Source organism: Thalassospira sp. GO-4, assembly GCF_023588965.1.
In the GTDB taxonomy this organism is placed as follows: Bacteria; Pseudomonadota; Alphaproteobacteria; order Rhodospirillales; family Thalassospiraceae; genus Thalassospira; species Thalassospira povalilytica.
In genome coordinates this window covers 1,109,206-1,124,402 of the sequence record NZ_CP097807.1, presented here as the reverse complement: position 1 = coordinate 1,124,402, position 15,197 = coordinate 1,109,206, and the positions used below count along the sequence as shown (strand labels likewise).

The window sequence follows — 15,197 nt, the reverse complement described above, 5'->3', positions numbered from 1 at the left end:
CACCCCTTTGGGAAATATCACTTTTCCGGTTTGTAGGCGATAGCTTCAATTTCAATCTTTGCGTCAACCATCATCTGGGACTGTACCGTGGAACGTGCAGGACGCTCACCCGGGAAGAATTCGGCATAAACGCGGTTAAAGGTCCAGAAATCGCGGGTATCAGCCAGCCAGACATTGATCTTGAAGACATCATCAAGCGTGCAATCGGCCAGTGCCAGTGCGGCCTTGACGTTTTCCATGGTCAGACGGGTCTGGTCTTCGATACCGCCATAGGCGATTTCACCATTTTCCTTCATTGCGACCTGACCGGAAATATAGACGTAGTCGCCTGCGCGAACTGCGGGTGAAAACGGCAATTTCTGTCCGCCGGCACCGCTGCGTTCATTGCCATAATGTTTGATCGCCATTGAAAACTCCCTGCTTTGGCTGATGGATCGTTGTAAAAACAATATCCTGTTTAAAATGTAGTTTAACTACCTAAATCAGTTTCAAATTTCGGTCAATAGCCGAAAAATTGTGCTTTTAATGTCAAAAATGTGTAGACAAGCTACAAAATGATACTCAATATGTAGAAAAAATACACAAAAGATTCATCAGCGGAGAGTTTGGCGAAGATGGCATTACGCCGTGTTGAAACCATTGCAGCAATGTTAAGCCGTGGCCTGAACTGGGGTGTTGAACGCGTGATCGCGGTTCTGATGCTGGTTCTGGTTCTTGATGTGTGGCTTGGGGTTATTGACCGATACATTTTCCATTGGCAATTGCCATGGCCCGAAGAACTTGCCCGTTATCTGATGATCTGGGCGGCACTTCTGGCGATTTCGGCCGGGATTGCGCGCCGCGAACATATCGGGATCGGCATGTTTGTCTTAAGCCTGCCAATGCCGATCCAGCGCACCATCCTGTTTCTTGTCGATCTGATTGCGCTTGCAGCCTTCCTGTATCTGGCGATCTACGGATTTGGTTTTGCCGAAGGCGGCATGCGCCGACAGGCGATGATTTTCGGCATGTCGCTGGCACTTCCCTATGCCGCAGTGCCTGTTTCGGCACTTCTGGCAGCCATCCAGCTTCTTCTTGTTGCCTTGCGTGATCAGGGCCGTTTCATCCCGGTTGATCTTGCGGAGGGCGCAGAATGATCGTCGCCATTATCTTTGTTATTCTGATGGTTCTGGGCATGCCGATCGGCTTTGCCCTTGGTGTGGCGGGCGTTGTCGGCCTGTTTGACATGGGCGGGGGGATGTTCCTGTCCCAGGGCCCAAGTAAGGTATTTAACGGTCTGAACGTATTCCCGTTCCTTGCCATGCCGTTCTTTATTCTGGCTGGCGAAATCATGAACCATATCGGCATTACCAGCCGTCTGGTCAAATTCGCACAGGCCCTTGTCGGGCATATGCGCGGTGGTCTTGCCCATACCAACATGCTGGCATCCGTCTTTTTTGCCGGTCTGACCGGGGCGGCGACCGCGGATGCGGCGGCCTTTGGCAAGACGCTTGTGCCTGCGATGGTTGAACGCGGATATCGCCGCGACTATGCCTGTGCGGTTACTGCGGCCGGATCAATCATCGGCCCGACCATTCCGCCGTCAGGCCTGATGGTGGTTTATGGGTCGCTGATGGGGGTTTCGATCGGTGGTCTGTTTGCCGCAGGAATCTTGCCCGGTCTGATGATCTGTCTGATCTGCATGACCGTGATTGCCGTGACTGCGCGTGCCAAGAACCTGCCGAAAAATGAACGCCGGGCGACACTTCTGGAAATCTGGCAGATTTTCAAATCATCGATTACCGCCCTGATCATGCCGCTGATCATTCTTGGCGGCATTCTTGGCGGGGTTGTCACACCGACCGAGGCGGCATCGGTTGCTGTCGGCTATGCGCTGTTCATCGGGGTGTTCATCTATCGCGCGCTCAGCTTTGCGGATTTCTTCAAGATGCTGGTGCGCACGGCACGTGTGACCGGGGTGATCTTTGTGATCATTGCCTTTGCGTCGATTCTTGGCTGGTGGCTGAGTTTCAACCGCATCCCGCAAGAAGTCGCAAGCCTCGTTCTGGGCGTCTCGGAAAACCCCTATATCGTGATCTTTATGATTGTCGGGCTGCTTTTGATGATCGGCATGGTGATGGATATCAATGCCATTCTGATCATTCTGGCGCCGGTTCTGGTTCCGCTGACCCTTCAGATCGGGATGGACCCGATCCATGCCGGGATCATCTTTGTCCTTGCACTCAATATCTCGCTGATGACGCCGCCCGTCGGGGCCTGTCTGTTCGTGCTGTCATCAGTGACGGGTGAAAAGCTTGAAAAAATTGCAGCACAGCTTTGGCCGTTCCTTCTGGCCGAGTTGGGCGTGTTGTTCCTGTTTGCCTTCTGGTCGGATCTGGCACTCGCGATACCGCGACTGCTTGGCTTCCGCTAGGCCAGCAGGTTGAAGACAGCCCCGGTCAGTCCGGGCCGGGGCGCGCACCAAAACAAGATGCCGGACACCATAAAGTCGTTACATCAAGGAGAGGTAAGAATGAAAACCGTAAAGCGTTTGGGCGCTGCTGCCCTGGCCACTGCGATGCTGATGGGCAGCACCTCGATGGCGTTTGCCGAAACCAAGGTTCTGAAATTCGCGCATGACAACAAGGCCGACCCGTTTGAAAACCCGGCCCATGCCTGCACCGCGGTTTTTGCCAATATTGTCGAAGCTGACACCAATGGCGAAATCAAGGTCGAAGTCTATCCGTCCAACCAGCTTGGTTCGGCTGCCGAACATGTTCAGATGGTGCGCGATGACCTGATTCAGGCGACGCTGACCTCGACCGGTGCGCTGGCATCCTATTATCCGCGCATTGATGTTCTGAACCTTGCATTCGCGTTCGACAGCAACGCATCGACCTATGATGTGTTTGACGGTCCGTTCGGTTCGGCACTTGCATCGGATATCGAAGGCACCCTTGGTGACGTCAAGGTTCTTGGCTTCCCCGATACCGGCGGGTTCTTTGCGGTGACCAACTCCAAGCATTCCATCGCGACGCTTGAAGATTTCAAAGGCATCCGTATCCGTACCATGTCGCTGCCGTCGCATCAGAAAATCATGCAGGCGCTGGGTGCAGAAGCATACCCGATGGCCTGGGGTGAAGTTTATGCCGGCCTTCAGACCGGTGTGATCGATGGCCAGATGAACCCGGTTCCGACTGTGACCTTTGCCAAGTTCAACGAAGTCCAGGGCTACCTGACACTGACCAACCACCTGTTCTCGCCTTACACCATGATGCTGTCGAAAACCTTCTGGGATGGCCTGACCGCCGATCAGCAGAAAATCATCCGTTACGCTGCGCAGTCTTGCGTTGTTGCAAGCCGTGGTGTTTCGCGCGTGATCGAGGCATCTGATCGTGGCCTTGCCGGTCTTAAGGACAAAATGGAAATCACCGCACTGTCGGCTGAAGACCGTGAAAAGTTCAAAGAAGCAACCCAGCCGGTCGTGGTCAAACACGTTCAGGAAAGCCTCGGTGACGAAGGCGTCAAGCTTCTGAACCTGTTCCAGCAGGAAGTCGATAAGGCCAACGCCAGCCGTTACATGGAATAAGCCGTTCCATCTGCCGAAGGGGCAGGGTTCTGCCCCTTCGGATTCCATTTTCCAATTTCATAAGACCAATAACAAAGGCACGGGCCATGCGGATTTTTTGCGCCTCGATTGCAACCGAGACCAATACATTTTCCCCTTTAAGAACTGATTTTTCTGATTTTCAGGAAAGCTTTTATGCACCTCCCGGCCAACATCCGGTCACACCGACGCTGTGCAGTGCCGTCTTTACCGAAGGCCGTCTTCGCGCTGCCAAGGAAGGCTGGGAATTGATCGAAGGAACCGCAACCTGGGCCGAACCGGGCGGGTTGGTCAGCCGCGAGACATATGAACAGCTCCGTGACGAGGTTCTTGGTCAGTTGCGCGCGGCCATGCCGGTGGATGGCGTGATCCTTGGCCTGCACGGGGCAATGGTGGCGCAGGATTATCTTGATTGCGAAGGTGACCTGATTTCGCGCATTCGCGATCTGGTCGGTCCGGATGTCGTGATCGGCACCAGTTTCGATCCGCATAGTCATTTGACAGCACTTCGGGTCGACAATGCCGACATTATCGTGGCGTTCAAGGAATTCCCCCATACCGATTTTGTCGAAACCGGCCGGGCGGTTGTTGATCTTGTCCTGCGCACATTGCGTGGTGAAATCACCCCGACCAAGGCAGTGTTCGATTGCCACATGATCGAAGTTCTGCCGACATCGCGCGAACCGATGCGGTCCTTTATCGACCGGGCAAAGGATATGGAAGGCACGGGCGATATCCTGTCGATATCGTTCATTCACGGATTTATGGCCGGTGACGTTCCTGATCTTGGGGCCAAGGTCGTTGTCACCACCAACAATAACCCTGCGGAAGCCAAACAGATAGCACGAGACCTGGGGGTTGAGTTGTTTGGTTTCCGTGGGGCCACCCGTCCGACATTCCTTAAACCCGAAGTCGCCCTTGATCAGGCACTGGCATCCGATGCACAGCCGATTGTACTGACCGATGTCTGGGACAATCCGGGCGGCGGTGTTCCGGGCGACAGCACGATTTTGCTGCGTGCAGTGATGGAACGCGGGCTTTCCGATTATGCCTTTGGCACGCTTTGGGATCCGATGGCGGTAAAGACCTGTTTCTCGGCTGGCGAGGGCGCGACATTGCCGCTGCGCTTTGGCGGAAAAACCGGGGCTCATGCGGGCGCACCCATTGATGCCGAGGTGGTGGTCAAAAAGCTTGAACGCGATGCCTGGCAGTATTTCGGCCAAAGCATCGTGCCGCTTGGCGATTGCGCGGTGATTGAACTTCCGGGCGGCGGCCAGGTCATCTTGAACACCAACCGGTCACAAAGTTTCGATCCCAGCCTGTTTTCCAATATGGGCATCGATCCGAAATCAAAAAAATATCTGTTTATCAAATCGACCAATCACTTCTACGATGCCTTCGCCAAGATCGCGGGCGAGATCATCTATATCGATGTGCATGGTCCTTATCCGTCGGATCCGAAAACCAACGGATACCGTCATGTCAAACGTCCGCTTTGGCCAATTGTCGATGATCCGTTTGCCCAAAAGGCAGGCTGATTGTCGATTGCCACTGCACCCTTCGCGTCACCACCGAATATCAAAGGACGTTTTTCATGACCCGTTCACCGCAATATCCCGAACTTGATACGCCTTGTGCGGTGGTCAATCTTGATACGGTAGATCGGAATATCGATGCCTATCAGGCCTATTGCGACAAGCATGGGATTGCGCTGCGCCCTCATATCAAAACCCACAAACTTCCGGCCTTTGCCAAACAGCAACTTGATGCCGGGGCCAAGGGGATTACCTGTCAGAAAATCGGCGAAGCCGAAGTCATGGCCGATGCCGGCATGGATGACATTCTTCTGACCTATAACGTGTTGGGGGATCGCAAGCTTGCCCGTCTGCGGGCTTTGTTTGACCGGGTCAAAACCCTTCGCGTGGTGGCCGATAACCTGCCGGTGATCAATGGTCTGTCGCGTGCCTTTGCCGATAGTGCCAAGCCGCTTGAAATCCTGATTGAATGCGATACCGGTGGTGGGCGTTGCGGCGTTCAGACCCCGCAGGCGGCCCTGGAACTTGCGCAAAAGATCAAAGCCCTTCCGGGCATATCATTTGCCGGTCTGATGACCTATCCGGCGGCCGGGGGCGGTGACAAGGTTGCCGCATTCTTTGGGGATGCGATGACCAAACTTGCGGCCGCAGGCATTGACTGCCCGATCAGAAGTTCCGGCGGAACTCCGGACATGTGGAAGGCCCACGAGGTCGCCAATATCACCGAATACCGTATCGGCACCTATATCTATAATGACCGGTCGCTGATGGCGCGTGGTGTGTGTGCGGAAGATGATTGTGCGCTTCGTGTTTTGACCGAAATCGTGTCACTTCCGGCCCCGGGCCGCGCGATCATTGATGCCGGGTCCAAGGTTCTGACATCTGATCTTCTGGGGCTTGACGGGTATGGCTATGTCGTTGGTCATCCCGATGTTGCGGTGGTCGGGCTTTCCGAAGAACACGGCATTTTGCATTTTGACGCGGGTCTGACCCCGTTTGAAATTGGCGAACGGATTGAAATCATCCCCAACCATGTCTGCGTGGTCAGCAATATGCTTGATCAGGTGCATCTGGTACGCGGTGATGCAATCCAAACCGTCGATGTGGAAGCGCGCGGCAAGGTTCTGTAATCAAACGAAAATATGTTGGATGAACCCGGAACTTACGCCGGGTCATGGTTGGGCAGATAGCCGGTAAACCCGGTAATCAGCCATTTTCCATCCGGCTGCTTTTCGCAGTAATAATGGGTTTTCCAAAGCAGACGGTCTTCTGTGCCGTCTGCTTTTTTGATGCGCCCGTTGAAATGTTTGCGCACCAGTGCCCGGTTGCCGGTGATGTCGATCTTTTCCAGTCATCGGGATTATCGGATTTGCAGGCATCAATCGCGTAAAACCCGTCTGCCTTGAAATCATCCTCGACCATTGACCAGTCGGCGGCGACAAAGGCCGCAATATCACGCAAAACCAGCATTTCCCAGATACGGGTGCGGTCGGTATCCGTGGACGGAAACGGGCAGGAACGGGGCAGGGACATGGGGTGTTATCCGGTTGATATAAAAATTGTTTCCAGCAGTTTCGCATTCCGGTCCCGACCAATCAATCATCGGGTATGAAAACGCGTAAAAATACGCATCCCTTATGCGAAGTGATTGCAAACAGGGTAAAATTGAAGAAAGATCGAAACAGGACGTCAATTCCTGTGGCGTTCAGTCCCGCAATGTCCGAGGTGCCGATGGCTTGGGGTGGTTTCACATCTGCTGAACTTGAATGGCAATATAATCCGCGCGAAACCGTGCCGGAATTCATGACCCATTTCGAACGGTTTGTGAAACTGTCCGATGAAACGCGTGCCCAGCTTGGCGGCAAGATCGATGTCCGCTTTGGCGATGGTCCCAAGGAAACCATGGATGTTTTCATGGCATCGGAACCAGGGGCACCGGTTCATGTGTTTTTCCATGGCGGATATTGGCGCAGCCAGGACAAAAAGGATTACGCCTTTGTCGCCCGTGATCTGGTGGCGGCCGGGTTTACCGTGATTTGCCCGAATTATGATCTGTGCCCGGATGTGACGGTGGCTGATATCACCGACGAAGCCGTGCGCTGCATTGATTATATCTATCGCCATATCGAAGACTTTAACGGTGATCGCGACCGCATTTCGATTTCCGGCCATTCGGCGGGTGGTCAAATTGTTGCCCGTCTTGCCACCCATGACTGGGAAGAAACGCTTGGCGATCCGGCACCATTTTCCGCCGTTGTTCCGATATCGGGTGTGTTTGATCTCGAACCGGTCCGTCACACGACGCTGAATGAGGATATCCGACTTGATGCGGCGTCTGCGGCCGATAACTCGCCGATGCTTGATGCGGTGCCGGTGGATGTGCGGATGATGGTGATTGTCGGCGGCAATGAAAGCCCGGAATTCGTTCGTCAAAGTGATGCCTATGGCGCCTATTGCGGCAGTGCCGGGCACAAGGTCCCGGTCTATAAGGCATGGGGGGCAAACCACTTTACCGTGCTTGAAGAAGTCTTTTTGGGCACGGGGTCACTGTTTGGGCATCTCAAGCGGTTTCTGCTGCCCTAAACGACGGCAATTTCCATAAAAAACAGCATAAAAAACCGGTGCTCATCCTGTGACGGGGCGGTCCTGACGTGGTATAAAAAACGTCCGCTACCAAACTGAAATCAAAAATAATTCTACAGGAAGGCACATGCGTTTCATCACTGCTGAAGATATCGACAAATTTGTATCGCCCCGGGATCTGGTCGAAGCCCTGCGCAACGGATTTGCCCAAGGGTGCGAAGCCCCACTGCGCAGCCATTTCAACATGGAACGCAGCAACGAGGATGATGCGACTTTCCTGATCATGCCGGCCTGGCAAAAGGACGGGGCCGCGGGGGTGAAAATCGCCGCCGTGGTGCCGGGGAATTCGGCGCGCAATCTTCCGGCGGTTTCGGGGACCTATGTTCTTCTTGATACCGTAACCGGTCAGCCATCCGCCGTGATTGATGGCACCAAGCTGACCACGCGTCGCACGGCCGCGGCATCGGCCCTGGCGGCGGATTATCTGGCGCGCAAGGATGCGACTGACATGGTCATGGTCGGATCGGGTGCGATGGCCCCGCAATTGATCAAGGCCCATGCATCGGTGCGCCCGATCAAAAATATCACGATCTGGAACCGCAATGCCGATAAGGCGACAAAGCTTGCCGCGGAAATTGCCGAACTTGGTTTCAATGCGTCGGGTACAGATGATCTTGAAGCGGCCTGTAAGTCCGCAGACCTGATTTCATGCGCCACCCTTTCGACCGAACCGCTTGTGCGCGGTGACTGGCTGCGCGACGGCACCCATGTTGATCTGGTCGGTGCCTTCAAACCAACCATGCGCGAAACCGATGATGGCGTGATGGCAAAATGCCGGATCTTTGTCGACAGCTTCGAAGGGGCCAGCGCCGAAGGCGGCGATGTGGTTCAGGCGATCAATAGTGGTGCGATTGCAAAAACCGATATTCTGGGCGATCTGTTCGGTCTGACCCGCGGTGACGTTTCCGGACGCCAAAGCGACGGGGAATGCACCGTTTTCAAATCGGTCGGTCATTCGCTTGAAGATTTCTTTGCCGCCGTGGCCGTGGTAAAGGCGGTCGAAAAATGATCAGTGCCGATCTGTTCGCCCCGGAACCGCTCGAAGCGTTTCGCGGTAAAATCAAACCGGAATGGATTGATTTCAACGGCCATATGAATGTCGGCTATTACGTCGTTGCCTTTGATCTGGGATCAATGGCGTTTCTTGATGCGGTGGGGATGGGATATACCTATCCCGAACGGCGCGGCGGGTCGACTTTCGGGCTTGAAATGCATGTGACCTATGATCGGGAAATTCATCAGGATGACCCGTTCGTCATCTATACAAGGGTGCTTGATTGCGATCAGAAACGCATTCACATGTATCATGAAATGCGCCATGGTACCGAAGGCTGGCTGGCCTCGACCAACGAAATCATCACCATGCATATCAATATGGCGGAACGCCGGTCGGCCCCGTTTCCCGATGATATCATGACGACCCTTAACCGGATCCGCGAAGCCCATGCCGATCTTCCGATCCCGTCCGGGGTCGGACGCAAAATTGGCATTCGCCGCAAGTAAAATGGAAAACCCCGCAGTCATCGATGCGGGGTTTTCTTTTGGGCCTATGGGCGGGTTGCCATATAAAGCCGGCACATCTCACCCGACAGATTGACATCCTGATCACGCAGGAATGTCAGGCCAAGCTTTTCAAGCATGTGAATGGATGGGCCGTTGTCAGGCAGGCAATATCCGTAAACCTTGTCAAAGCCATAGACGTTCCAGCCATGATCAAGCAGGGCAGAACAAACTTCATAGGCATATCCCTTGCCCTGATGGGCCTCGGTCACGGCATAGCCGATATCAGGTGCATCAAGAGTATCGCGTTTGACAAAACCGATCAGTCCAATCGGGCTTTGAGTATCCTTTTCAACGGCAACACACATCCCGAAGCCAAGCTTTTCATAATTCTCGCGAAAGCGCAGATCGATGTAATCGCGCGCAGCGGCAAGATCATGGATATCGCGATCGCCGATAAACCGGATCCATCCCGGTTCGTTCAGAAGTTGCAGGATGAACGGGGCATCGTCATGGGTGGCTTCGCGCAGGATGGTACGCGGTGTTTCAAGAATGGTCATGATGTGGGGCGCTTGTTATGGTGGAAACTGTCGATCAAAACTGTAGCGTGAATTCCATGTAATCAAAGCCGTTTTTCGTTTGCAAATGCGGAGGAATCAATGCCGGTCAAGCCCATCAAACTGACATTCGAAGGTGCCCATGGCGCGCAACTGGCCGCAAGGCTTGATTTGCCGGTCGGGCCGGTGCGGGCCTATGCGCTGTTTGCCCATTGCTTTACCTGTAGCAAGGATTTGACTGCGGCGCGTAAAATTGCCCAGTCCCTGACCTTGCAGGGGATTGGCGTTTTGCGATTTGATTTTACCGGGCTTGGTGGATCGGGCGGGGATTTTTCATCGACCAATTTTACATCGAACCTTGAAGACCTGCGGCGCGCGGCGGATTTCATGCGTCATGAATTTGCCGCGCCCAAACTTTTGATCGGCCATTCGCTGGGCGGGGCGGCGGTTCTTGCCGTGGCCGATAGCGTGCCCGAGGCAACGGCAATTGCCACCATCGGTGCCCCGGCCGATGTCGAACACGTCACGCATAATTTTGACGATTACCTTGCCGATATCGACCGCGACGGGCAGGCGGAAGTATCACTTGGCGGGCGTCCCTTTGTGATCAGGCGGCAATTTGTCGATGATCTGCGCAATCACAGCATCGAAAAATCGGTGGCCAGGCTGCACAAGGCGTTGCTGGTTTTGCATGCGCCGATGGATCAGACGGTGGGGATTGAAAATGCCGGGCGGATTTATGATGCGGCCAAACATCCCAAAAGCTTTGTCTCCCTTGATGATGCGGATCATTTGCTGCGCAATCCCGATGATGCCCAATATGTGGCAACGGTAATTGCCGCATGGGCGACGCGTTATATTCCAAAAGCCGTGGAAGACATTCCGGAACCGGCCGAAGGCGTGGTGGTGCGCGAAACCGGTCTTGGCAAATTCCAGTCGATGGTCATTGCCGGGCAGCATCGCATGATTGCCGACGAGCCGGAAAATGTCGGCGGGTTTGACAGCGGTCCGTCACCCTATGATTTTCTTGCGGCTGGGCTTGGGGCCTGCACGGTCATGACGCTTCGCATGTATGCCGATCACAAACAAATACCGGTTGATGGCATCCGGGTCGAAATCCGCCATCAGAAAGTTCACGCGGATGATTGCGCGGAATGTGCGTCGGAAAAAATCGGCAAGTCGGGCAAGATTGACCGGTTTGAACGCCTGATCACCCTGCATGGTGATTTTACCGATGACGTGCGCAAACGGCTGCTTGAAATCGCTGATAAATGCCCGGTCCACCGGACACTAGAAGCCAGTTCCGTGATTGTGACCCGGGAACACGGGGCCTGACCCAAAGCATCCCAAACAAAAAGCCCGGCATATGGGGATATGCCGGGCTTTTGTGTTCGGATCGATCCGATTACGGTTTTGCCGCAACCACGATGAATTCGACAAGGTATTCCGGGGTGGCAAGCTTTGCCTCGCCGCATGCACGTGCCGGGGTGTGGCCCTGCGGTACCCATGCATCCCAGATTTCGTTCATGGCAGCGAAATCTTTCATGTCAGCCAGCCAGATGGTGGTCGACAGGATGTTTTCCTTGCTCGAACCGCATTCGGCCAGAAGCGCGTCAACCTTTGCCAGGCATTCTTTGGTCTGGTTGGTCACGTCGCTTTTGGGATCGCCAACCTGGCCTGCAAGATAGATGGTGTTGCCGTGAACAACGGCCTGGCTCATACGCGGGCCGGTGTGGAAACGTTGAACGCTCATGAAGCTCTCCTTTGGTGACAAAATTGAATAATTTATTCGGGTTTAGCTACCACGCTTTTGCACACCGCACCAGTCTGCAATGAACAGCGCAAGGACCTCGGTGACTTCCATCATCGATGCGATTGAAACCCGTTCATCAATGCCGTGAATCCGTTCGGCTTTGGGCCCGTAACAGGTGGCCGGGATATTGCCGTAAATCTGGAAGAAACGGGCATCCGTGGTCGCGGTCGAGGCATAGTTTTTGATCGCGTCTCCGGTCACTTCCTGATGGATATCGCCAATCATCGTCATCATCGGATGATTGATATCCATCTCGCATCCTTCGGCCTGAAAACCGCGATAGGTGATCTCGATCTTTGCACCCTTGCATGCCGGATGATTATCAAGTGCACTTTGCTTAACCATCTCGATGGTTTCGCGCACTTTTGCAAGCTCCATCCCCGGATAGAAACCAACACGGATATCGGCCGTGCATACCGGTGGCACGGTCGATGCCCATTCACCGCCTTCGATCTTGCCAAGGTTGAAGTTCACGGGGTGAACATGCGCCCCGTATGCACAATGCCGGTCGGTCGGATGGTTCCAGATATCCTCGACTTCTTTGAGAACTTCAAAGAAGCCAAAGGCCGCTTCAATCGCGTTGCTCCCGGCCGAGGTATCGAGAACGTGCGCCGGGCTTCCCGAAACATGGATCTGGAACCACATCACGCCAAGCTGTGCGGTCATAAGCGTCTGGTTGAACGGTTCGGGAATGATCGCGCAATCGGCACGATACCCGGCATGAAGACAGGCAAGCGCACCGTTGCCGGTGCATTCTTCCTCGATCACCGATTGCAGAGTAACCGGGGCAGCCGGTTCAAGCCCGATATCATGAAGTGCCCGAAGGGCATGGCAATAGGCAATGATACCGGCCTTCATGTCACCGGCACCGCGACCGTAAAGCCAGTCACCATCGACATGCGGATCAAACGGACCGCGACGCCATTGATCAACCGGTCCGGTCGGCACAACATCCATATGCCCGTTCAGGATCAGGCTGCGACCGGTCGGATTTTTCGGGCGGTGCAAGCCGACAACATTTTCGCGTCCGTCATAGGTGTCAATAACCGGCGGCGAAAAGCCCGGCTGATCGCGCAATGCGTCGATGTCGATCGTCACACGTTCAACATCCAGTCCCATTTTGGCAAACTGATCGGCGATCCAGTCTTGCGCCGATGCTTCATTGCCCAAAAGACTGTCATGACGCACCAATGCGCAAAGATCATCAATCGCCTGTGATGTGCGGTCGGCTACCGCCTTGCGAAGGGCGGCGCGATCAAAACCGGTCATGCTGTTTTCTCCATCAGGCAGGGGGCTTTTATCCCTGCCGGTATTTGATCATTTGCCAGATGCAAGTGTCGGGCGGCTTACCGACAGGGCATCTTCGCGTATGCCAAGCTTTTCCATATGGGCCGGAATGCCGTTACCACAGATCAGGCTTGCGGCATATTCACCCATGGCGGGGGCTGTCTGAATGCCATAGCCACCCTGGCCGGCCAGCCAATAGAAGCTGTCATCTTGCGGATCAAAGCTTGAAACAGGATCGCCATCGGCAAAGAAGCTGCGCAACCCGGCCCAGGATTCACCCGGGCGACGGACCACAACGCTGGTCGCGGTCATCAGACGGTCAATCGCAATGGCGATATCAAGTTCTTCGGGCTGGACATCATGGGGTTCGGTCGGGGTTTTATCGGCGGGCGATACGAGTAACCGGCCTGCGTCTTCCTTGAAATACAGGCTTTCATCAAGGGCCGCGACCATCGGAAGACCATGAATATCCATGCCATCGGGCGCATCCACCATCACGGCAGTCCGGCGTTTTGGCACAATGCCAAGCGGTTTGACACCGGCCTTGGTGGCGATGTCATCGGCCCAGGCACCTGCGGCATTCACAAGGATTGCACCGCTATGCACATCGCCATTGGCAAGGGTGACCTGCCAGTTATCACCGGCTTTGGCAATCGCACTGACATCGGCCTTGATGACAAGGTTGCCACCCACGGCCTTGAACTGACGGATAAAGCCCCAGTGAAGGGCATGAACATCAATGTCCATCGCATCGGGTTCATGCGCACCCTTGGCGATCAGATCGGTATTGAGGATCGGTACGATTTCCTTAAGCGCATCCGGGGTCAGTTCGGTAAAATTCGCGCCGTTTGCCCGGCCTTCGGAAATCAGGGCATCAAGTTCGGCTTCTTCGCCCGGCCCGGCATACATGATGATCCCGCGCGGGGTCAGGATCGGGTTTTCGGTAAAACCGGCTGGCGGGTTCAAAAAGAAATCGCGACTTGCCGTCGACATCTTGCGGATGATTTTCGGGCCATAGGTTTCACTATAAAGGGCGGCGGACCGACCGGTGCTGTGATAGCCCGGCTGATCTTCGCGCTCCAGAACGGTGACGGATTTTCCCGCCTTGGCCAGAAAATATGCGGCCGACATACCGGCGATGCCGCCGCCAATAATCAGGATGTCTGAATGGGTCATTTGGGGCCTTCTGATATCGAAATGTTTTTGGTGGTGGCGCCAAAGGCGCTTAGAAACTGATACAGGTTTTCCGCCAGCGTGACGCTAACATAACCACCTTCCTGCACTATCACGGTTGGGCAGGTAAGGGTGCCAATTTTTTCACCGATCCGGGAAAAACCATCCGGGCTGACAGCAAGGCCGCCAAACGGATCATCGCGCGATGCATCAAGACCAAGTGCAACCACCACCGCATCGGCCCCGAATTCGTCAATCGCGACCATCGCCCGATCTAGTGCGGCAAGGAACACGTCATCGCCACTGCCCAGTGCCAATGGATAGTTCTTGTTAAAACCAATTCCGTCCTTGGCCCCGGTTTCTTCGGCATTGCCCCAGAAGAACGGATAAAAATCCATCGGGTCGGCATGGATCGAAAGGGTCAGGATATCGGACCGTTCATAGAAAATATGCTGGGTGCCGTTACCATGATGCAGATCGACATCAAGGATCGCCACCCGGTCATATTTTTCGCGCAATTCCTGTGCGGCAATCGCACTGTTATTCAGATAACAGAACCCGCCGGCAAGGTTGGAACTGGCGTGATGTCCGGGCGGACGACACAACGCATAGGCCGATTGCGCGCCGCCATCGCGGACATGACGGGCGGCTGAAATCGCGGTTTGCGCACTGGCATAGGCCGATTGCCACGTGGTTTCCGATATCGGGCAGGACGTATCGCCCAGATGAAAACCGGCCTTGCCGGCATGGTGGCGCGGGTAGGGGCCATTACGATCAAACGGGTGAATGTTGGGGATCACCAGTTCCGACCCGCCCGCAGCAATCCATTCCGGGTAAATGGTTTGCAAGAAATCCAGATATTGATTGTCGTGAATGGCAGCAATCGGGGCCATACCGGCATCTGATGGTGCACAGACCTCAAGCCCCAGCCGCGCAATCGCCGTATGCAGGATTTCGGCGCGTTCAGGGACTTCGGGGATCGGTTTTTTCTCGCCCGCGACAATGAATGTCTTGCCGTGGTGGCGTAACTGATCGTCTGAGAAATAGGCACGCATCATCGCTGCCGCCTTTCACTGTTACGTGGATAAACGGTTGTCGTATCA

At 54.7% G+C, this 15,197-nt stretch carries 16 protein-coding genes; 9 read left to right on the top strand and 7 right to left on the bottom strand.

The window, feature by feature from the left end; all coding sequences use genetic code 11:
* Positions 1–17: 17 nt before the first annotated feature.
* A complete protein-coding gene (locus M9H61_RS05390) occupies positions 18–407 on the bottom strand; it encodes a RidA family protein (protein ID WP_068517378.1) in 390 nt (129 codons plus the stop codon).
* Between the two features lie 207 nt (positions 408–614).
* Here M9H61_RS05390 and M9H61_RS05385 point away from each other — a divergent pair, with 207 nt between their 5' ends.
* From M9H61_RS05385 to M9H61_RS05365, 5 genes are all read left to right on the top strand, one after another.
* Complete coding sequence (locus M9H61_RS05385; protein WP_068517379.1) at positions 615–1,136, top strand: TRAP transporter small permease; 522 nt, start codon at positions 615–617, stop codon at positions 1,134–1,136.
* The gene (locus M9H61_RS05380; protein WP_068517380.1) at positions 1,133–2,413 is read left to right on the top strand and encodes a TRAP transporter large permease; all 1,281 of its coding nucleotides are present in this window, start codon (positions 1,133–1,135) and stop codon (positions 2,411–2,413) included. The genes M9H61_RS05385 and M9H61_RS05380 overlap by 4 nt, the downstream gene beginning before the upstream one ends.
* A gap of 99 nt (positions 2,414–2,512) precedes the next feature.
* On the top strand, positions 2,513–3,568 hold the full coding sequence (locus M9H61_RS05375; RefSeq protein WP_068517381.1) for a DctP family TRAP transporter solute-binding subunit: 1,056 nt from the start codon (positions 2,513–2,515) through the stop codon (positions 3,566–3,568).
* Between the two features lie 86 nt (positions 3,569–3,654).
* Positions 3,655–5,124 carry a M81 family metallopeptidase gene (locus tag M9H61_RS05370; protein WP_250283795.1) on the top strand — a complete coding sequence of 490 codons (1,470 nt, stop codon included), beginning with the start codon at positions 3,655–3,657 and terminating at the stop codon, positions 5,122–5,124.
* A 56-nt stretch (positions 5,125–5,180) separates the two neighbouring features.
* Positions 5,181–6,251: a D-TA family PLP-dependent enzyme gene (locus M9H61_RS05365; protein ID WP_250283793.1), complete on the top strand. Its 1,071-nt coding sequence runs from the start codon at positions 5,181–5,183 to the stop codon at positions 6,249–6,251.
* 76 nt (positions 6,252–6,327) lie between these two features.
* On the opposite strand, the gene M9H61_RS05360 is transcribed toward M9H61_RS05365, so the two are convergent.
* Positions 6,328–6,654 carry a hypothetical protein gene (locus M9H61_RS05360; protein WP_250283791.1) on the bottom strand — a complete coding sequence of 109 codons (327 nt, stop codon included), beginning with the start codon at positions 6,652–6,654 and terminating at the stop codon, positions 6,328–6,330.
* Between the two features lie 165 nt (positions 6,655–6,819).
* Between M9H61_RS05360 and M9H61_RS05355 the strand changes: the two genes are divergently transcribed.
* The 3 genes from M9H61_RS05355 to M9H61_RS05345 all read left to right on the top strand — a co-directional run bounded on the left by M9H61_RS05355 (position 6,820) and on the right by M9H61_RS05345 (position 9,267).
* Positions 6,820–7,704, top strand: coding sequence for an alpha/beta hydrolase (locus M9H61_RS05355; protein ID WP_231856663.1), 885 nt, complete (start codon positions 6,820–6,822; stop codon positions 7,702–7,704).
* A 127-nt stretch (positions 7,705–7,831) separates the two neighbouring features.
* Positions 7,832–8,773: an ornithine cyclodeaminase family protein gene (locus M9H61_RS05350; protein ID WP_250283789.1), complete on the top strand. Its 942-nt coding sequence runs from the start codon at positions 7,832–7,834 to the stop codon at positions 8,771–8,773.
* Positions 8,770–9,267: a thioesterase family protein gene (locus tag M9H61_RS05345; RefSeq protein ID WP_206927710.1), complete on the top strand. Its 498-nt coding sequence runs from the start codon at positions 8,770–8,772 to the stop codon at positions 9,265–9,267. The genes M9H61_RS05350 and M9H61_RS05345 overlap by 4 nt, the downstream gene beginning before the upstream one ends.
* A 44-nt stretch (positions 9,268–9,311) precedes the next feature.
* On the opposite strand, the gene M9H61_RS05340 is transcribed toward M9H61_RS05345, so the two are convergent.
* A complete protein-coding gene (locus M9H61_RS05340; protein ID WP_250283787.1) occupies positions 9,312–9,824 on the bottom strand; it encodes a GNAT family N-acetyltransferase in 513 nt (170 codons plus the stop codon).
* 99 nt (positions 9,825–9,923) lie between these two features.
* Between M9H61_RS05340 and M9H61_RS05335 the strand changes: the two genes are divergently transcribed.
* Positions 9,924–11,156: a bifunctional alpha/beta hydrolase/OsmC family protein gene (locus tag M9H61_RS05335; protein ID WP_250283785.1), complete on the top strand. Its 1,233-nt coding sequence runs from the start codon at positions 9,924–9,926 to the stop codon at positions 11,154–11,156.
* Between the two features lie 70 nt (positions 11,157–11,226).
* On the opposite strand, the gene M9H61_RS05330 is transcribed toward M9H61_RS05335, so the two are convergent.
* From M9H61_RS05330 to M9H61_RS05315, 4 genes are read right to left on the bottom strand one after another with little or no spacing between them, the layout of a single operon-like run.
* Positions 11,227–11,574 carry a RidA family protein gene (locus tag M9H61_RS05330; RefSeq protein ID WP_068517389.1) on the bottom strand — a complete coding sequence of 116 codons (348 nt, stop codon included), beginning with the start codon at positions 11,572–11,574 and terminating at the stop codon, positions 11,227–11,229.
* A gap of 42 nt (positions 11,575–11,616) precedes the next feature.
* Positions 11,617–12,903 (bottom strand): ArgE/DapE family deacylase, encoded by a 1,287-nt coding sequence (locus M9H61_RS05325; RefSeq protein WP_250283783.1) that lies wholly within the window; start codon positions 12,901–12,903, stop codon positions 11,617–11,619.
* A 48-nt stretch (positions 12,904–12,951) separates the two neighbouring features.
* A complete protein-coding gene (locus M9H61_RS05320) occupies positions 12,952–14,097 on the bottom strand; it encodes an FAD-binding oxidoreductase (RefSeq protein WP_250283781.1) in 1,146 nt (381 codons plus the stop codon).
* Positions 14,094–15,152 carry a histone deacetylase family protein gene (locus M9H61_RS05315; protein WP_250283779.1) on the bottom strand — a complete coding sequence of 353 codons (1,059 nt, stop codon included), beginning with the start codon at positions 15,150–15,152 and terminating at the stop codon, positions 14,094–14,096. Before M9H61_RS05315 ends, M9H61_RS05320 begins: the two co-directional genes overlap by 4 nt.
* Positions 15,153–15,197: the final 45 nt, after the last annotated feature.